Raw genomic sequence first — 21,132 nt, forward strand, 5'->3', positions numbered from 1 at the left:
ATTTTATATTAAATATATTTAATGGAGTTAATCATGAAAGAGATTCGTTATTCTGAAAAAATACAAGATAAACAAACATTGTCTGACTCAAAAGGCATTTGGCCTGATATTAATAAATTAAAAGATAAGTTTAAAGAAGGCAGTATTCCTTTACAAACCGATTTCAACCAGTTAATTGATATTGCTGATATTGGACGTAAGGCTACTGGACAAGCTCCCAATCAAAATGGCCCGGCACAAGGAATGCGTTTGGGCGAAGATGGACTTTTAAAGTTAAAATTAAGTGAGAATGATGAGAATTATGTCGATGGATATCATAGCCCTTTAGTATTGCGTAATGATGTATTGGGTGTAGGTGTAGGCGAAGGTTTGATGACTTATCAAGGGTCACATAACATAGGTGTTAATCCAGGAAATGGTCTTAGGGTAGATGGTGGCAGTGTTACGGTGAAACTGGCTACCAATAAGGGTTTGGATGTTGATAGTAATGGTATCGCTATAAAACCAGGTTATGGGATGCAATTTAGTTCAGATGGTGCATTACAGTTAAAATTAAATGCGAAATATGCCGATGGATATCATAGCCCTTTAGTATTGCGTAATGATGTATTGGGTGTAGGAGTAAGTAATGGTTTGATAACTTATAAAAATTCGAATGAAATAGGTGTTAATCCAGGAAATGGTCTTAGGATAGATGGTGACAGTGTTACGGTGAAACTGGCTGACAATAAGGGTTTGGCTATTGATAGCAATGGTATCGCCATAAAACCAGGCAATGGAATTAAGGTAGATGCTGATGGCGTGGCTATCGATCCTAATACTGTATTGCCAACAGGCATGATTGCGATGTTTTCTGATAGAAATGTACCAAAAGGTTGGATTATTTGTAATGGCAGTAGTAACACACCAAATCTTCTAGATAAGTCTATTCATGTTAATAATCCCTATGATAATAATACCATAGGCGGCATCCCCATAGGATATTCAATGGATTTTAATTTTTACATGAAATTATAATTAATATTAAACATGGCAATGAGCGTTTGAAAATACGCTCATTGACTAATATTTGGTAAGGTAATTTTTGTGGCTTATATATAATGACCTCTGAAAAACATGGTGTCAATTTTATTGATAGAATCACTATTTCCATTGATATGCTATATTTTAACAATGATAAAATAATGGATGATTCCTCATCTTTATTTAAAAATAAATTAAAGCATATCATTAATGAAAATATTACAAATTTGGCATCAAGTATAAATAGAAAATTATATTTCAAAAGGATAATTCTAGATCTTGGTGATATTGAAATTAATTTATTTGAAAGAGAAACAACAAGAAAGTTTGAAATAGAATTAAAAAAACACTTAAATAAACATTACAGTTATTACAAATATACTTCTAGGACAGAAAAAACATCTCCCCAAAAAACAGTACAAGAGAGAGAAGAATATAATATTCATATAAAAAATAGAGATTTTAATGGAGTTTCATTGATAGAAAACGTGGATAATTACTTACGTAAGGGAAACTTGTTATCTGATGACAGCAAACATCATGTCACAAATATTGTGCGTATTGATAATGAATTATGGCAACAGATCAACCACCAACCACAACAATGGCTACCTATGTTAGCTAAACACTGCTTACAACCTGCAAGTCTAAGTCGCTTAATTCAGATCTGCCAGCCAGATGTTCCTGGTATGCTTTATCAGTTATTTACTGAAACAACGTCCGAATTTTTTAATTCACAAGCACAGGAAGCCATAAATACAAAAGTGACGCCAGAAAAATTAAGTTTGTCTGCCGAGCATTATCTTCGTCATCAGATTAAATATATAAATGCAACACAACCGGAGAGAATAATATTACAAAATCAAGATAATTTTAAATCGGTGAATAATACCACGGTAAATAGCAATAATTCATTAACATCGGATGCGCTAGAAAATAATATCTTGCTCAATATTGTACAGCCATTTTCACAGCAGACTACGCAACCTTATCATCAGATAACCGCTGAACCATTGAGTAATAACTTGATTAAAGATGCTAAAGAAAAAAACCTCTTAACCTTACAACATAAGACTGATAATACTATTTCTCCCCAGTTATTACAGTCAGTTTTACCCATTAGCAATGCCGGCTGTATGATTTTATGGCCATTACTGCCAACATTTTACCGTACCTTTGATTTATTGGAGAGGAATCAATTTATTAGCCTTGAAGCACAAAGAGAGGCCGTTTGTTTACTTGATTGGTTAATTTGGGGCGAAGAGGAAATACCCGCATGGCGGCTGACGCTGAATAAAGTCATTTGCGGCCTTCCTATAAATGATAACGCGCTATGGCGTACCCCAAAACCAGAACAGCAAATTGCAATCAATCAATGGCTGGAAAAAATTATCGTACAACTTCCGGCCTGGAAAAAAATGGGCGTCAACGATGTCCGTCATTTATTTCTGCAACGATCCGGAGAGTTAAGTGGATCAGAGGAAGTGATGGAAATCCATATTAAATCTGAAATTTATGATGCGCTGATAGCCGAATGGCCGTGGCCAATCAATATGGCGAGTTTTAGCTGGTTAAAGCAACCAATAACAATGACGTGGTTATAACCACTAACCACCATGACTTAATCTGAGTAAAAATTTATGAATATAGTGCCTGTTTTCTCTGATTCATTTAAGCAAGATAATAACCATGATCTATCGTTTTTATTCAGCCAACTGGAACGCATAGATCTTGTACTGCAATACCATTTCCATTGCATATCCGGTCAGCGTAGTGACCTGCTTGATGAGTTTCTGTTAACCGAAGAAGAGGTTATCGCCAGACTGGATAAGCCGCTGGGTAAACCTCATTGGGTCATTGATGATTGTCTGGCAATACCCCAAACCGTCAACGCTGTGGCATCCCGCTTAACTGACCTGATTGAACGTTTTGAGCTGACTAATTTTGAAAGGGATGTTTTGCTGTTAGGCCTATTGCCTCATTTCGATAGCCGCTACTATCGCCTGTTTACACTGATTCAAGGGGAGCAACAATCTCGATTACCCTCTTTTGCGCTGGCATTGGAACTGTTTTGCCGCTCGCCACTGGAGAAACAGGCACAACAGGCCAGTTTTCTACACCGGGCGCCTTTGATTGGCTGCCAACTCTTATCCATCGATAGCCGTCAAAAAACGTTGTCCTGGCTCCAGACTCCTTTTATCACTGACAGCGGCGTATACCATTTTTTACTCGGCAATTACTATATTTCGCCTGCTTTGGAGTATTTTGCTGAGTGGTTAACGCCCGCAGAGAGTGGCGGTTATCCCGCCAGATTAAAACAAGTACTGAGTCACGCATTGTTATCTGACCACGATGATATTCGGCCAGTAGTCTTATTGCGGGGCGTTGCCGATAGCGCCAGAGCTTATGCCGTTGCCAATATGATGGCATCAGAAAAGCGACAAACGCTATTGGTGGATATTGCCAAACTAGCTGACGGTGATGATAAAAATCTGCTTTCCCAAATAAAGGCTGTTTTACGGGAAACCCGCATGCGCGGAGCCTGTTTATTGTTGAGAAATTTCTGTTTATTAGCTAAACAGAATCAACAGTTACTGGATTCACTGTCCGCGTTATTGAATCAACCGGAATTAAGGGTTGTCTGCCTGGTTGAGCCGTATGCCCCACTGGTATGGTTGAAAAAGATATCGACATTACTGGTTGAGATGCCACTTTTCACATCAGTGGAAAAAACCAGACTACTAACGGCCAGTTTACCGGATAACTGTTCAGAGGATATTGATGTGATAACCTTAAGTCAGCGTTACACGTTTACCCCTGAAACCCTGCCATTGATTTTGCAAGAGGCTCAGTTTTATCAGCAACAGCGAGATCCTTCTGGGGTTTTGCAGCAATGTGATATCCGTAAGGCGCTCAATTTACGTGCCCAGCAAAATTTCGGCCAATTGGCGCAGCGCATTACCCCCAAACGTTCACTAAAGGATTTGCTGGTAACTGATGAGGTTGCTCAACAGTTACAAGAAATACTCACCGCAATTAAATATCGGGAACAGATCTTGGCGGGCGGGTTTAAAGATAAAATTGGCTATGGTACGGGTATCAGCGCGCTGTTTTATGGTGATTCCGGTACCGGAAAAACGATGGCGGCAGAGGTGATTGCTGATTATATTGGTGTTGATTTAATAAAAGTCGATTTATCTACCGTCGTGAATAAATACATCGGTGAAACGGAAAAAAACTTATCCCGTATTTTCGATTTGGCAGAACAGGATGCAGGGGTTTTATTCTTCGATGAGGCGGATGCCCTGTTTGGTAAACGCAGTGAAACCAAAGATGCACAAGACCGACATGCCAATATCGAAGTCTCTTATCTACTGCAACGGTTGGAAAACTTCCCGGGGTTAGTCATTTTATCCACCAATAACCGCAGCCATTTAGACAGTGCTTTTAATCGTCGTTTTACTTTTATTACTCGCTTTACTTACCCGGATGAAAGACTCCGTAAGGAAATGTGGCAGGCAATCTGGCCTAAAAATATAAAAGTATCACAGAATGTGGATTTCGATAAATTAGCTCAACGAGCCAGCGTGACAGGTGCAAATATTCGTAATATTGCTTTATTGTCTTCATTTTTTGCCGCAGAGAATAGTAATGGAGAAGTTAATAACGAAATTATTGAAATAGCATTGGCACGGGAATTAGCTAAAATGGGGCGATTAAGTTTCTGAAAATAACAGCAATAAAAATACTAAAATATTAAATAAAATTATTAACAAATAGTTATTATAATAATAACATTAGAGAGGTCTTTATGTTAAAAATGCAAACCATTATTGATGTCAATAAGGCAATGGATGCTATGCTGCGCAAATATCTGAATAAAGATATTGAAATTCGTTTTGACCTGCCTGAAATTAATACGGTGCCGCCTAATGCGACAGTCAGTGTTTTTCTTTATGATATCCATGAAGATTTGCAACTTCGTTCAGCAGAATCAAGAGGGTTTAATGCCACTGCCGGAAAATTATTGCCTGGTTGGGTCAATGTTAAATGCAACTATCTGATTACTTATTGGGAATCTTCCTGCCCAAAATCGGACGCCAGTAGCCCGGATAGCCAACCTTGTAATCAAGCTATACAAGTGATGTCACAAGTCTTGGAGGCATTGATTAATAATCGCCAATTAACCGATATTCCCGGTGCATATACGAAAGTCATTCCACAACAGGAAAATTTAAACAGCCTGGGTAATTTTTGGCAGGCATTGGGTAATCGCCCACGGCTTTCCCTGAATTATTCAGTGACAGTGCCTATTAGCCTAAACAATGGTCAAGATAGTGTAACTCAGATTATTGATGTTTCTTCCAGTGTGGAACAAACTACGTCACTTAGCCAAGAAACAATAAGTCATGCTTTACGGGAACGACTTATTACAGAATTAGGGAAGGGAGATGATATTAGGTTGGCACTGAGCAAAGTGGAAATATTCACGGTTCCAACCAATATTGCACAAGACAATCTGACACAAATGACGCTATCTTTTTTGTCTGTCTCGGGTATTACACATAAGAAATATCTGACAGATATTAATAAAATATTATCTGGCTGGGGAAATAATAGTGTGGTTATTACTACAATCAATGATTGCAATATCTATATTGAAAAGATAGAAACAAGTAATCTTTTTGGGATTTAATTTTTCGTTATTTAAATAAAATTTATGAATAATGATTTTGATTTATTATTGTACTTTAACATTCAATTGTTATTTAATTAGTATTTATTATTTAAGGAAATAGTTTTTCCACGGGAAATAATTTATATATTCAATCGTTGACAAATACTGATGTCTATATATGATTGTCACCTCAGCAATGATCGTATTATGCTAATTTGCTGAGTCAAATAATGTATTGAAGGTAAAAATTCAATAAATTCATTAACAGCTTATAGCGCTAGTGAATAGCTCTATCATATTAGAAAAACTCTACCATATTAAAAAAGGAGTTCAGATGTTTACTTCAAAAGAATTATTAAACTTTATTGCTGTAGCTAAGAATAAATCAATAAATAAAGCAACACAGGAGCGATTTATCACACAGTCACCCATTTGTCGTAGCTTAAAAAAATTGGAATTTTCATTAGGTGTCAAACTCTTTGAAAGAAAAAGCCAAGGATTAGTTTTAACAGAAGAAGGAGAATGTTTATATAATAAAGTTTCATCAATTTGTGAGCAGCTTGAACATATTGAAAATGATTACAAAAATCATAAATCACCCTATCATGCAGTTTATCAAAAATAGAGATAATGATTTGATGTAATGCGGGAATTATAAAATTTCTACCAACATAATTATTCTGATTATATATGGAATGATATTCTATATATTCTATTGCCAGCAATTACCGGATTAAAAAGGAAATATAATATGCCTATCCCTTCCAATAAAACAATAGATGAAAAAATTGATATGTTTAGGTCAAATCATTCTACTGATGAAGATATAGACAGCGCTACATCAGAAATAGGCTGGGACACTAATGCTATGTTCAGTAACGGATCTGTTAGATTAGATCAAATTAAAGATCCTGGATTTTGGAAAGAAAATATTGCCGATTATTACAAATGGATGGTTGTTGTCAAAGAAGAATTAAAAAAATTAGATCTGACTTTAAAAGCGATGGAGTCCCCGAAATCCGCAGTGACTAATACAGCTAAAAACATGGGGGTTGCCACCCTAAAAACCGCGTTAAGTACAGGATCGAGCGCAGCCAGTGCAGCGATTGGAGCAGCGGTTGGAACCGCGGTATTTCCGGGTGCTGGAACTGTGGCTGGCGCGGGAATTGGTTTATTAGTAGGGATTGGATTAAATATTCTTAGTGGTATAGCTATTGACAAGTTAAAGTATAAATTGGAGATAGCACATCCTTATCCTAAAACAAGGAACATGATATTAGCGATCAATAATTATGATAAAAATTTTATTACTAAAGTAGTTAAAAAGAATATTAACAAAGATAATCTAAAAGTCACCGGTGGCGGCATGTTAATCTCAACAATTACGGGTAAAGCCAGTCCAGTAAAAATTCCCGCCTATGAACTTATTGACCTCTTGGTATCACATGATAGAGCATCAGAACCGTTGAGAGATGATAAAGTCGAACATATATTAGAGGTTACTAATTATATTCGTGAGGTTTTAAATGAAAGTCATTCTGATGCAGTCATGTTTATGCGTAAAAACTATGGTGATAGTGGAATGAGTCTTCCTGGGGTTGTCGCTAAAATAAAGGGAAGTAAATTAACGTTAGATACAATGGCCAGAGCAAAAAATAAAATAGATATTAGAACTAATAGCATTGATAAACAAGTAAAAAATCTTTCGCGCTTAAATGGAGATCAGTAATTATCTCATGATAATTTTTGCCATTTTTCATCGTCTTCTTGGCCTAATAATCTTAGGCTGGGCGTAGTCTTGCGCCGGACGATACCCATCTGGCTAATATGATAATAAGGTTATCTATTTGAGGTTTATATATAAATAAATTCTCAAGATAATCGTTCATTTGAAGGTAACTCAGTCCGATTTTTGCGATCTGGTCAATCATCAGAAATAACTAAACGGAATGAGTTATGACCATTGCAGTAGAGAAAACAGCAGGATCTTATATGCCATATGCTACATACCTTAATAATAAAGATGTTAATTCAAAAAACGCATCTTCTTATCATGATAATTCGGAAGTGCTTGGTGATACTGATGACTGGCTGCTTGTCGATAAACAGCCTGTACCACCTCCGCCAATGCTAAAATCCAGCATACCAATCCCTCCTCCTCCCTTGGGAGCCGGAATGCCACCACCACCAATGCTGTCAGCCAGTACATCAAAAAGCGCGACTGGAGCAACGAAAAAATGGAGGATAAAAGAAGATCCTGCATTATATAAACAGCAAGGGGGAGAATATCCCTATTATTCTTCTTTTACTATTACTCTACAGAACATGGGGATTAAACATTACAGTAATACCCTCGAATCGGATATTGGGAATTTTGTCTCCGAATGGAAAAAAGTAGGCACAGAGATGAAACCACCAGCCAGAAATATTTCAGAAGATAAATTTAATGATGTAAAACAAACCCTAACAAGAATGGACAGTGAATGGGATACCTATACAAAAGCCAATGTAAAAGAAACTTTCCGAGGGGATACTGAGGCGGTTATTAAAAGTTATCCATGGCTATCTGAATTTATCCAAAAAACAAATGGTATGAATCAGACTTACAGTGAGCCAGTCAATCAGGAAATTGCCAGTCCTACTGTGATGTCCACTGCTAAAGATCCAATGATGAGTTATGTAAATCAGAAAACAATCATGTGGCATTTTTCTTTAGAAAAAGGACATGCTGGTGTGTCAGAAGGGCTTTACGCTGCTGAAGGAGAAGTAACATTCCCCCTGTATAACAGGATACACATCGATTCATTACATTTTATCCCTAAGGGAAGTGCTTACGAAGATGACAAAAGATTTGGCATATCACATCGCTATGTCATAAAAGCAACTATGTTGCCAAGGTATTCGGTAACACAGTGATCGAACGGTAGATTTTTATCAAAATCTGCAAGTCACAAAAAAAAGCGCCTCAGAGCGCTTTTTTTTGTGCTTTCAAAATATCAGATCAAAGCTAAACACCACATAAACACTTATGGATATTTATGTCTATTCGGTAAGCGTTATATTGCGGTTGACTAATCTTAAAACCCTCTGTTAGATTAAATACACCTGATATAGTCACTATCATAAACAAATCTAACCTGATCTCGTTAAAGCCAGAATAAGCACATAACGGAAGCATTTTCCATAACTTAGCTGTCAGAAAATCATCTCTAATCTGTCCCTAGAGATTTTTAGGGGTGTTTATCTATCAACGCGCAATGTGAAGAGGATAGAACCGATGAACTATGATGTGATTGTTGTAGGATCTGGCGCCATTGCAGGTTCAATTGCTTATGAACTTGCTGGTCGCCAATTGAAAGTATGCAGGTTGGGGTGTCTTGATCGTAGCAATGCGGCATCGAGAGCCGCAGGGGCAATGAATGGTTGTTTTGGTGAAGTGACCAGTGGGCTTATTGCGAGCGATTATGGAAAACTGAAACTCAAAATGGACCGTATCGCGAAGGATCGCTGGTCAACATGGGCGCAGCGTTTGGCCGCATCTTCGGGAGATACCCGCCCTCTGTTTACCGCAAAAGGGACTCATGTCATTCTTAATACCGCTGGAATGGAGGTTGTTGATAGTGTTAATTATGATGCTATAGAGAGTGTTCTTCGTGAATATAATGAGCCTTATGAAGTTGTTGAGCCGCGATCGATTAAGGGAATGAAACCTAACGATTTGGCGCGTTCGCTTAAAGGGCTTTATATTCCAGAAGAACATGCCCTTAATTCCCATCTATTGCTTGAAATGTTGGATGCTGCATTGCTCCGGGAAGGCGGAGAAATCGTCGATAACAATGTTAAACGCGTTCTCACAGAAAATGGAATCATAGTGGGCGTTGAAACTGTCGATGGAGTACGTTTTACCGCAAATAAAGTGATTATTGCGGCAGGTGTGCAATCCCTCGATATATTATCAGACCAGACTTCTATCGTGCAGAAAATTCCACCGCTCTTTGCCGGTTATGGCGTGTCTGTTTTACTCAAAGTTAAAAATCCCGATGAGTTACCGACATCCGTTATTCGTACGCCTAATCGGGCATTTGCTTGTGGGCTACATTGTGTTCCGCGTAGTGATGGTGTTCTCTACGTCGGCGCGACTAACCTTTTGTCCAACCAGCCTCGTACACATGCGACAGTTGCTACCATACAGTTCCTTCTGGAGTGCGCCTACAACCAGTTAAATGTTGATTTGTTTGAATCAGAGATCCTTGCCATTCAGGTGGGTAACAGACCCATCTCTGCGGATGGTTTTCCATTGATTGGGCCGTGTGGTATAGACGGGCTGTGGCTTGTCACGGGTACATACCGGGATGGCCTGCATCAATCCCCACTTTTAGCGGATTATGTTGCGAATGCACTCATGGGGCTACCTAATCTGGAGATTGATTTGGCGGATTTTACACCTATTCGTCGGCCTTTAGTGGGGCTGAGTCGAGATATGACTATTTCGGAAGCGGCAAAGCAAACGGTAGCGATGGGTTATGAATTTATCTGGAATCTTAAACCAGGGTGGGATGAATTAATCTATGAATCTTTACTCAATAGTTATGGTACACAAGTTGAATCTATTGATGATATCTATACGCCTCCCCCGGATTTGGTTGCATTCTCTTGCAAGGATGAGCAGATAACAAAGCGGCTACGTGATTACTACCGCTGTTGGAAGAAATAAGTCGCCGGAAATCATCTGGGACATGAAAAATATCCTCCTAAATGCGCTGCGAGCATCTTTATCAGGGAATAATAAAGATGCATCGCAATATTGGCCGCATACCTCTCTGCCATCTTATTTTAAAATCCTATCCTATTAAGGTTATTTTATTTGTCATTTTAACCTGAGCTATACTCAAGATCCTCACATGCGACGTGTACGCTTCGGTGGATGCGCGTAGGTCGTGTTCAAACTGACGGCAATTATTGCACCTAATGGATAGGTTCTAAATAACGAATCAGTGTGAGAGTATTTTAGAATTATCCTCATAAATATAATGAATTTAATATTATTTGTTTTGCATTAATTATTGTTAACTGAATGTTAATAAAGAATGTTTTATCGAGTGATATTATTGTGTAATTTTGTTATTGAAAATAATTATAATGCTATTTTCTTTTTTGTAGAAGTGAGTGTTATTTATTTTATTGACGCTGTCGTTTTCATTTAATTTTTCTTACTTAAAATAAAACAGACTATGATTAACACACTGTCTTATTATTAATCTGCAATGTAAAAATACATAAATAATTATATATTTCAAAATGAAAATAATATTCCACTCAGCATAGCCCTTTGAAGGAGGCAGGTATGGAGGCTTTTCAGTTTTATTATCACTGGGAATTGGATTATCTGCGGCAACTCGAAAAACTGGTCGGTGAGGAAAAGCCCCATCTGGCAGATCACTTTAATGGAAATGATCCGGATATTGAAAGACTGAATCAAGGCTTTGCTGCTTTAATGGCTCGCTTGCATCAGAAAGTGGATGATACATTTCCGGAAATGACCCTGCCTCTGCTGCAACGATTAACCGCGCAATCTATCAAGGGCATTCCCGCTACCAGCGTCGTTCAGTTCGACAGGCGGGAAGGGTTTGATTTTTCCTACACCCTGCCGAGGGGCTCCGAAGTTTCATCAGGTACCGGGGCAACATTTGTCACAAGCCGAGACTGCCCTATTGAACCGCTGATATTGCTGGCGCGGGATATCACTTATCAGGCAGAAACCACCCTGATCACCCTCACGTTTCAATATATTGGCAAGGATGATCACTGGCCTATCCGCCCGCTTAGTCTGTTTCTCAGCCCTGATGAGGCAGTGGCGGATACCTTGATGCTGTCCCTGTGCCGCCTCTTGCAGCGCGCAGAACTGCACCATGACGGGTTGACTTATCCGGTCGAGCCTTTCTGGTTTGAACCGCTATCAGGCACTTCCCGGCTGATCTTATCACCGCCGATCGCTGTCGCGGGTAACTGGGCGCCGCAAATGCTGATGGAATCGCTCTATCTGCCCCATGTTCATCATTTCCTGACATTATCCTTGCCTACGGTGATGCGCAGCCGGTTATCCATGACGGAAAGCCGGCAGTTCAGCGTGACGCTGAAACTCTATGACGCCCTGCCTTTGTCTGAGGCGCAACTGGCTGATGCTTTTCAGCTCCATTGTGTCCCCGTCGTGAACCTTGAACGCCGATCGCAGGTGACACAGTCCTTTGCGCCCGATACCGCTCGTTATCCCCTGCCTTTGCCACCCGGACAGGGGCTCTTGCATATGACTGACCTCCGGTTAAAAGATGAACCCGGTAAAGAGCGCGGCAAGCGATGTCAGTTTTATCCGATGAGCCAATTCACGCATTTCTTCCGTAATGCCGATGAAGAAGTCTGGTTCTATGCGCTGGATATTACCCGTGATGCGTTGGGGCATCTGGAGTATGCACTCATGTTTTACGACAGCCATGCCCGGCCGATGGAACAGCCGCCGGAGCAGGAATTTACCTGCCATTTTGTGGCATTCGATACAGGGCTGCCGACATTGGCCGTGGGTGATATCTGCCACGCGAGTGAGGATATTCCTGATGGCCTGCAAGTCAACAATCTCACGCCCACCGCGCCCAGCTATCCGCCGGTTACCGACTCTTCACGCTATTGGGGGTTGCTGTCACACCATGCCGCCAACGGTTTCTGGCTGAACTCGGTATCGGCTCTCAAACAATTGTTATGGGATTACGATTTTTATGCGGATCTTGACCGTCATGCCCATCGCGATATCCAGCGGTTAACTGCGGGCATTTTAGCGATTCAATCCACGCCCGGTGACTGGCTGATCCGTGGCGTGCCTTACCGCTGTATCCATGTCGAACTGACACTGGATGAATCGGCTTATACCCATCAGGGCGAACTGTTCCGGTTTGCCAATGCCTTGTACCAGTTTTTGCCGTTCTGTCTTACCGAAGATATGCGTATGCGAATGACCGTCATCGGGAATACTTCCGATATCCGCTGGCTTTTAGCGCCTTGTCCGCTTCAAGGGTATCGCCCAATTATGTGAGGAGCTGCAAAATGGATGGATTAGTGTTTACTTGCCAGATAGGTGCGTTACCGGCCACGACTTTTCAGGTAGTGAGTTTCAGTTTACAGGAAGGGCTGTCACAGCTTTACCACTTGTCTCTGACCGTGGTCAGCCCGCTTAACAGTGTGGTACTCAATGATCAGTTGGGCACTTATGCTTCTCTGACCGTCACCCGCAATGGCAAGGTGGATCGCACGGTCAAAGGGATCGTAGCGGGTGCCGCGCAGGGCAATACTGACGGGCGGCAGACTTACTACACGTTTACTGTCCGGCCGGAGATGTGGCGGATGAGCCTTCATCAGGACAGCCGCCTGTTTCAGCGGGAGTCCGTACCGGACATACTTAAAAAACTGCTGAAAGAACATCGTGTCAAATCGGACAGCAAGTTTTATGACGATAGTGATCACCACCCCGTTCGGGAATACACCACCCAGAAGCGCGAATCTGCCTATGACTTCTGGTGCCGGCTGGCAGCGGAAGAGGGGGTTGTTTTCTGGTTTGAGGAGGAACAACTGTTTTTCAGTGATTCCCATTTGGGGATGACGGCGGATCTTAATCTGACTTACAACGTCCAGCCCAGTACCGATGATAAAGATACCACCGCCTGGCAGTGGCAGTACGCAGAATACCTCTGTCCGGATGAGTATATTCACAAAGACTACAACTACCTGCGGCCTTCCCAACCGTTGCAGACACAGGCCACGTTACCGCAGGGCGGGCGTCATGCGGTGTTTGAAAGTTACGGCCGTTTCCCAGGGAGCAAAGAAGGTAAGCCGCTGGGCGAGGTGAGGCTTAACCAACTGAACAGCGAAAGTAAGTTGGGTTCGGCTCAAACCAACTGTATTCAGTTGCGTCCCGGCAAAATCTTTATCCTCAAATCCCATCCCATTGCGACCATGAATGACCGCTGGCAGGTGGTGACCGTGAATCACTATGGTTCCCAGCCACAGGCGGCAGGTCTTGCGGGTGAAGGCACTACGCTGACCAATAACGTCACCTTTATTCCGGGGAAAGACGACTGGCGTCCGCCGTACCGTTACAAACCGCTGGCCGACGGGGATGAATTGGCAACGGTAGTGGGGCCGCCGGGCGAAGAGATTTTTGTCAACGAGCACGGCGCTATCAAGGTGCACTTCCACTGGAATCGCCATGATACACCGGGGGACGGCTCCTCCTGCTGGGTACGTGTGGCACAGGGCTGGAACGGCAATGGCTTCGGTTTTATGGCGATACCGCGTATCGGTCAGGAAGTGATTGTCTCTTACCTGAATGGCGACATTGACCGTCCCATCGTGACGGGGTGTAACTACAACGGCCTGAACCGTCCCCCCCTTGATTTACCCGCACAGAAAACCCGTACCACCTTCAAGACGCGTACCCATAAAGGGGAAGGATTTAATGAACTGCGGTTTGAGGATGCGAAAGGCAGCGAAGAAGTGTTTATCCATGCCCAAAAAGACATGAACACCAAGGTGCTGAATAACCGGACGACACAAGTGCAGGGGAATCATACGGAAACGATTGATGGGAATCAGGCCGTTATAGTGAAAAAAAATAAGCAGGAAGTGGTACAGCATACCAGCACCGAAGTCGTCGGACTCGCCAAGACATTGACGGTGGGACAGTCTTATACCATTTCCGTCGGCGCCAATATGAATACCTCAGTTTCCATGAGCCAGACCGAAACGGTCGGCACGCAAAAAACCGTCTCCGTGGGGCAAACACTGACTATCTCGGCCGGCAAGGTGATCGAACTGAAATGCGGTAACAGCACATTGCGTATGGACAAAGACGGCAAAATTACCATCAAAGGGAAAGCGTTCCTGTTTGATGCCAGCGGCCCTGTGCAAATCCGTGGCAAAGACATTGACTTGAACTAAGGAGACAAGGCGATGGAATTCAGAAACCTCACCCCCTTTTCGGTTATGAACTACCGGATGCTGGACACGGAAGATAAAGAATACCATGTGGTTGCCATGAAAGTGGGCTACCAGTTGCTGTCGGCGGGAAAGGGCGAATACCTGGCCGAACTGCTCCCCGTGATGTCCTTGTGTGTACAGGATCAGTATCGGGGGGCGCTGAATATCTCGCAGGTGTTGCAGGAAAGTGATCTGGCACCGTTTAAGCCGAAATGTGACGTGATTGTCAATGGCACCGCCTATGCACCAGAAGGTAAGCCGTGTCCGGCTTTTCCTGTGCGTCTGCTACTGACCGATGCCAACGGTGACACTCTGCTTGATAAGACACTGGAGATTTCCGGTGAGCGGGAATTTTTCCGCACGGATAACGGGCAATGGCAACTCTCCGAACCCAAACCTTTTGACCGTCTGCCCCTTGATTATCGTTACGCTTTTGGTGGGGAATGCCGGATTGAGGCGGATGATGATGAAGTTGCCAATGCTTTGACGGAAGACGATAAACTCTCCCCTGAACAGCGCAGCCAGCATCCTGATGGTGAACAGGCACCGATTGCTCATGCGGTTTTGGAATACAACCCTATCGGTTCAGGTTTTATCTTGCCCTGGTATGCACAGGCCAAAGATCTACCGCGCTATGCAGCACCGCGTATTACCCGGCCGGATGCGCCCATCACGGCGCAGCACTTCGCCGCGATGCTGTCCGGTCATTTACCGACGACTGAACCCGTCTGCCAGCCACAAGGGATGGGCGTTATCGGGCGGGCGTGGCTGCCACGGCGAACGCTGGCCGGCACTTATGACCAGACGTGGCTGGACGAGCGCCATCCGTACCTGCCACAGGATTTTGACTTCGGTTACTGGAATGGTGCACCACAAGATCAACAGATTGACTGGCCGTCCACCGATATCACACTGCAACTGACTAATCTGACACCGGATGGCTCCTTACAAACCGAACTGCCGGGACATCGTCCTTTTATCCTGTTCCGTATGGAGGATGGTGATCTTCTTCCGGTTCTGATGAACCTCGATACCCTGATTATTGATACCGATGCAATGACACTGGAACTGACTTTTCGTCTGCATTTCAGCATTGACTTACTCATCAGAGTCACAGAAGCGCGGTTTGAAATAAATCCCAAAGCCCCCTTAATCACATTTGCACCCCAACCGGAGCAGAATCATGGCGGATAACTATATTGCCCGTAAAGATACCCAATGGCTGATTATCAGTCTGGTTCCTGATGTCTGTAAAACCCCGATGGGACCGGCCACTCCTCCAGTTCCTTATCCTGTTATCGCCAAACTGGAAGATTCCTCTGCACCAGTCACATCGGTACGGGCAAACGGGCAGCCAGTGGTGGTATTTGGGCAAAGTTTCGTCCCACAGACATTGGGGGATGAAGCGGGTACGGCTACAGGGATTAAAAGTGGCACGGTGGGGGGGAAGTGTCACCCGAAAGAACATACTCAAACGGTGCGGGCGGGCGGTAAATTGACATTGCGCCATGCAGATAAGTTCTGGATGAATGGGGCATAAGGGTGGAAATATGGCAAAAGGCGCAAGAAGTGATAGCCCAACAGGCACAGGGAATACGGTGGGCGTTATTGTGGGGCAGGCTCCACAAGCCAATAAATCGCCACAGGAGTCCAATCCAGTGGTTAAGAGAAAGAAGAGAAAGGTAGCTGATTTTTCTGAAAAACTGGGCAGAGAGAATGAAAACGAAAAGTCTGACTATAAAGAGCATGGAGATATAAACAAAGATACCGACGGTACAGTGCCTGAGCATAAAAATTTTAGTCAGCGTTTTGGAGATAAATTTTCTGATGGTTTTCATTGGGGTAAAAAGAAAATTTCTGATGGTTTTCATTGGGGTATAAATAAAGGTTCTACTGTTGCTCATCAGTTAGTGAGTGAATCTGCTGAAGAAGCTCATTGGCTTTTGGATAAAGCGCCTGATTTTAGGGGGAAAGATTTAGCTCATCGGCTTATAGATAACGCTGCTGATGATGCTTATTGGCTTGTGAATAAAGGTTCTGATGCTTCTCGATGGGTTGTGGATAAAGCTCCTAGTCTTGTTGGTCATTGGGTTAATGAACAAGGATATAATCTTATTGAAGCAGTCAAGCACCCTGTCGAAGCAATAAAAGGGGGGGGAAAGGATTTTTTTAATACTGTAGTCGATCTGGCACAAATTATAGAGAAAATTCCTGAAATGGAAATGAAAGCACTGGGGAAGACGCTTTCACTTATTGGAGCAAAAAACGCAGGTGCTGCGGTTTTTAATTTTGGTCAGGGGTATGGAGATACAGTTCAAGGAGCTTTAGGGGCTTTACATATGGAGCTAAGTAACCCGGCTCAGCAAGGTGGAGCTTTAATAGGTAATATTGCCATGTTCTTTATTGGCCCCGGTGAAGTAAAAACAGTAATGAAAGTAGGTGCTGAGTCAGTAACTTTTCTCTCAAAAGTAGTAAAAGGAGAAGGAGTAATAACTAAAGTTCTCGAAACAGAAAAAGGATTGTCCGGCGTCAGGACTGTAACTGGAGCAAAAAAATTAACCCAAACAGAGCAGATAGGTATCCGATCTGCAAGAACGGAAAAAGAGCCGCTTATTAGTTCCAAGAAACCAAAGAAAACCAAAAAAGATCCTCCAGATGATTCGGGCAAGAATGATTCTTCTAAGTGTGAAGGTGGTAGTTGTGGAAAAGGCGAACCTGTCGATATCACCTCTGGCGATTACTTACAAACATTCTCAATCATTACCATCCCCGGCTTGTTACCAATCACCCTAACCCGAACCTATCGCTCTGCCGCCTGTCTGAGTGGATTATTAGGGCGAAAATGGGCTGATGATTGGTCACGTCAACTAGTACTGGACGATGAAAAAGTCCATTTTACCGATGCTGATGGGCAGGTTTATGATTTCTCAACACCGGAAAAACAGGTATTGGCACGTAATCGTCATCTCCTTCATTGTTTACTGACAGGAGAGCTTGATGGTGAACTGTGTCTGGTTAATAAACAGATCCAGAAAACATTCCATTTTAACCATATTGTGGGTAACAGGCGTCGGTTGTCTGCCATCACGGATCGCCATCAGAATCATATTCAGTTTATCTATAACGACCAGCATCAGCTGATGGAAGTTGTACGCAATGACGGTTTCCGATTAACGCTTCACTATCAAGATAATCAGCTCCAGACAGTAGATTACCACTTTCAGCAGATACAACAGTGTCTGGTCACCTGCCATTATGACCAGCACGGTTATCTGGCAGAATGTGATGCCTTTCAGCAAAACCATCTCTGGCATGAATACACCGCACAAGGGTTTATGACCCGCTGGCATGATACGGATAAGACCGATTTTTATATTCACTATGATGAACGTGGACGGGTAATTTCCACCCATTCTTCCGCAGGTTATTGGGACGATCGTTTTATCTATGACGATGAGGCTCGCGTTACCACTTATCTTGATGCTGAAGGCGGAAAAACCCTTTCCTATTACAACCAGAATAATCAGGTGATCCGCGAGGTTGATCCGTTAGGGCGTGAAATCCGTACGCAATGGCGTTACAACCAGAAGGTTTGGGAAATTGATCCACTGGGAGGTTATACCACTTTTGATTACAACAATGACGGTGCATTAACTGAAATTGTATTACCAACGGGGGACGCTTTTTATTATGACTATGATGAACATGGTCAACTTATCGAAGCGATTTTACCCACGGGGGATATCTGGCGTTTCCATCATGATCAGCAAGGTAATCTGACTGCTGTCACCAACCCGCAAGGGCACAAAGAAGAATATCAGTACGGCATTCATGGGGAACTGCGGCAACATCTGCTACCGGATGGCCGGCAATGGCATTATGCCTATGATGAGCATCAGCGACTTGCCGCAATTATGACGCCTGATGGCCAAACGACGGGTTTGGAGTTAGATGAACTGGGGCGTCTGCGCCGTATTACCAATGCACTGAAGCAGGAAAGTCGTTATCGCTACAGTAACGTCCATGCTAGCCTGAATGGCAGTGTGACCGAAGTTGAACTGCCGGATGGCGTCACCCAGCATATGGAATATGACAGCGAGCGACGGATTGCGGCTGTCACCGACGGAGAAGGCCGCATTACTCGCTATAGTTATGGCGCTTTTGACCTGCTTACCCACGTTACCCGTCCCGATGGGACGACATTGTACTTTGGTTATGATCGTCTCACCCGTTTTTGTTCTGTCACTGCGTCTACAGGGGAAACTTACCGCTATGAGCGGGATGTCGCCGGTCAGATTATCCGTGAAATCGATTTTACCGGCCGCACTATCGACTATCAGTATGATGAGCTGGGGCGTCGTATTCAGGCACATTATCCTGATAATCATCTGCTACGCTGGCATTACTCCTCATCGGGTTTGTTGACCCGACAGGAAACCTGGTATCAGGATGGGGACAGGTCTGAACTGAAAGCCTCCACCACCTATGAGTACAACGCTCGCCATCAGCTTACTCGCGCCGTCAATGACGATGCGGTTGTGGAATATGAATATGATGCGGTTGGTTTGCCCGTGTGTGAGCGCACCAATGGGCGGGAAATCACCCGTGAGTGGAATAGCCTGACAGGGCAAATCACTACCGAGACCATTGGTGAGCATGCTCTGCACTTTGGTTACTCCGTGATGGGAGGGCTGAACCACTTTCAGTTTAACCAGCATACGCCACTGACTCTGAGCCATGATGCTCTGGGGCGGGAAACTGTGCGGGAAAGCGCGGACGGTTTCATTCTTGCCAGTCGTTATACTGCCACGGGGTTGTTGGCACACCAATCCGCAGGACGTGCCACGGCGCTGTTTCGCGAAACCTTGGCACAAAATGACCCGCACTTCCCGCCGCAGGCCACCGCGGTTAACCGTAGCTGGCAATATGATCGCGCCTACAGCGTCAGAGTGATTGATGACGGTATCTGGGGGCAAACCCGTTACCGCTACAACCAGAATGACCAGATAGTCAGCGCAACCTTCAATGGCCGTTTGCCCTATGAAGAACAGTTTGGTTATGATGCCAACGGCAACCTGAACCAACACTTGCCGGTGGACGCACGGGGCGCGGTTGAGCAGATTGAACAGCGCCAGCAGGCGGGACGGGTCGTTAAACGAGGTAATGTTTCTTACCGTTACGATGACAATGGCCGGCAGGTGGAAAAGACTGAGCACCATGATGGTTTCCGGCCACAGGTATGGCGTTACCGCTGGGATACTCAAAATCAACTGACCCATTGCGAAACACCAGACGGCTCACGCTGGCACTATCGTTATGATGTCTTTGGGCGGCGTATCCGTAAGCTGAAAGTTCATGATGGCAAACTGACCGCGGTCAACCTGCAACGCTGGCTGGACGGCAAGCCGGATTTGACCGCGAAGCCGGATACCATTACGGGGTATGACTACCTGTGGAGCGGCAACCAGTTAGTTGAGGAAACCCCACTGTATGCAGATGGTTCGCTTGCCCATGATCACAGCATTCGTTGGTTGTATGCGCCGGGTGCCTTTACGCCTTCGGCTCGTTATGAAAAGGGCAAGTTACATTATATCGTCAGTGACCATCAGGGGACGCCCCGGGAAATACTGAGCGAAGCCGGTAAGCTGGTATGGGCAAGTCGGCTGACCACTTGGGGTAAGGCCGAGAGGATGCCGCTACTGGCGGCGAATGATGAAGATTATTATGTTAGCTGTAATTTGCGCTTTGCAGGGCAGTATGAGGATGAGGAAAGCGGGTTATATTATAATCGCTTTCGCTATTATGATCGTGATACAGGGCAATATCTGACGCCGGACCCGATAGGGCTACAAGGTGGGTTGAATCCGTATGGGTACGTGTATAATTCTGTGAATTTTATTGATCCACTGGGATTAATGGACTCCTGTAAAGGAGAAAGTTCTAACTCTCGGACTGAACACGATAGATTCACGGATAGATATTTATCTGGATATGCTGACCAAGAAGCCAGGGACAGGTGGAGATATAGATTGCCAAGTAAGCCAAGAGCTACATCAGTAGCAGTGGATATTTTGAACGGAAAACACTATCGGGGTTATAGTGGTGCTGGTAAAAACAGTAGTGAATTTCCTCAAAATATTCATCCACATTTACAGGGAAGAATAGATCATATGCAAAATAAATCTCTGAAGTTCTGGGATATTCGTAATTGTGCTGAATTTCAATGTCTTAATAATGCTTTATTGGATGGAGCAAAGATAGAAAATCTAAATGTTTATACGGTGAAAACTACTGATTTATCACATGAGCCTTTTGCTATGTGTGAAAACTGCCGAGTAACAGTTGGTGGTTATGGTAATAGTAAATTAGGTATTCCTAGTTCTATTGGTGCCAATGTAAGGAGTGGGTAA

Annotated in this window: 13 protein-coding genes; all 13 read left to right on the top strand. The window is 43.5% G+C overall.

Annotation, left to right across the window (positions count from 1 at the left end; genetic code table 11):
- Nucleotides 1–33 precede the first annotated feature (33 nt).
- The 13 genes from NXS07_RS00855 (at nucleotide 34) to NXS07_RS00915 (ending at nucleotide 21,132) form a co-directional block, all read left to right on the top strand.
- Nucleotides 34–1,017: a hypothetical protein gene (locus NXS07_RS00855; protein ID WP_258085995.1), complete on the top strand. Its 984-nt coding sequence runs from the start codon at nucleotides 34–36 to the stop codon at nucleotides 1,015–1,017.
- 83 nt (nucleotides 1,018–1,100) lie between these two features.
- Nucleotides 1,101–2,627 carry a contractile injection system tape measure protein gene (locus NXS07_RS00860; RefSeq protein WP_258085996.1) on the top strand — a complete coding sequence of 509 codons (1,527 nt, stop codon included), beginning with the start codon at nucleotides 1,101–1,103 and terminating at the stop codon, nucleotides 2,625–2,627.
- A gap of 36 nt (nucleotides 2,628–2,663) precedes the next feature.
- A complete protein-coding gene (locus NXS07_RS00865; RefSeq protein WP_258085997.1) occupies nucleotides 2,664–4,751 on the top strand; it encodes an ATP-binding protein in 2,088 nt (695 codons plus the stop codon).
- Nucleotides 4,752–4,834: 83 nt separating this feature from the next.
- Nucleotides 4,835–5,719, top strand: a complete 885-nt coding sequence (locus NXS07_RS00870; RefSeq protein WP_038214417.1) for a Pvc16 family protein — start codon at nucleotides 4,835–4,837, stop codon at nucleotides 5,717–5,719.
- Between the two features lie 316 nt (nucleotides 5,720–6,035).
- Nucleotides 6,036–6,326, top strand: a complete 291-nt coding sequence (locus tag NXS07_RS00875; RefSeq protein WP_258085998.1) for a LysR family transcriptional regulator — start codon at nucleotides 6,036–6,038, stop codon at nucleotides 6,324–6,326.
- A gap of 126 nt (nucleotides 6,327–6,452) precedes the next feature.
- Nucleotides 6,453–7,430 (top strand): hypothetical protein, encoded by a 978-nt coding sequence (locus NXS07_RS00880; RefSeq protein ID WP_258085999.1) that lies wholly within the window; start codon nucleotides 6,453–6,455, stop codon nucleotides 7,428–7,430.
- 227 nt (nucleotides 7,431–7,657) lie between these two features.
- Nucleotides 7,658–8,617: a hypothetical protein gene (locus NXS07_RS00885; protein WP_258086000.1), complete on the top strand. Its 960-nt coding sequence runs from the start codon at nucleotides 7,658–7,660 to the stop codon at nucleotides 8,615–8,617.
- A gap of 361 nt (nucleotides 8,618–8,978) precedes the next feature.
- The gene (locus tag NXS07_RS00890; RefSeq protein ID WP_038202074.1) at nucleotides 8,979–10,415 is read left to right on the top strand and encodes an NAD(P)/FAD-dependent oxidoreductase; all 1,437 of its coding nucleotides are present in this window, start codon (nucleotides 8,979–8,981) and stop codon (nucleotides 10,413–10,415) included.
- A 630-nt stretch (nucleotides 10,416–11,045) separates the two neighbouring features.
- Complete coding sequence (locus NXS07_RS00895; RefSeq protein ID WP_258086001.1) at nucleotides 11,046–12,782, top strand: type VI secretion system baseplate subunit TssF; 1,737 nt, start codon at nucleotides 11,046–11,048, stop codon at nucleotides 12,780–12,782.
- A gap of 11 nt (nucleotides 12,783–12,793) precedes the next feature.
- A complete protein-coding gene (tssI, locus tag NXS07_RS00900; protein WP_258086002.1) occupies nucleotides 12,794–14,683 on the top strand; it encodes a type VI secretion system tip protein TssI/VgrG in 1,890 nt (629 codons plus the stop codon).
- A 12-nt stretch (nucleotides 14,684–14,695) separates the two neighbouring features.
- The gene (locus NXS07_RS00905) at nucleotides 14,696–15,916 is read left to right on the top strand and encodes a DUF2169 family type VI secretion system accessory protein (protein ID WP_258086003.1); all 1,221 of its coding nucleotides are present in this window, start codon (nucleotides 14,696–14,698) and stop codon (nucleotides 15,914–15,916) included.
- On the top strand, nucleotides 15,906–16,262 hold the full coding sequence (locus NXS07_RS00910) for a DUF4150 domain-containing protein (protein WP_258086004.1): 357 nt from the start codon (nucleotides 15,906–15,908) through the stop codon (nucleotides 16,260–16,262). Before NXS07_RS00905 ends, NXS07_RS00910 begins: the two co-directional genes overlap by 11 nt.
- Nucleotides 16,263–16,272: 10 nt before the next feature.
- The gene (locus NXS07_RS00915) at nucleotides 16,273–21,132 is read left to right on the top strand and encodes an RHS repeat-associated core domain-containing protein (protein ID WP_258086005.1); all 4,860 of its coding nucleotides are present in this window, start codon (nucleotides 16,273–16,275) and stop codon (nucleotides 21,130–21,132) included.

The organism is Xenorhabdus bovienii (assembly GCF_024721015.1).
GTDB lineage: Bacteria > Pseudomonadota > Gammaproteobacteria > Enterobacterales > Enterobacteriaceae > Xenorhabdus > Xenorhabdus bovienii.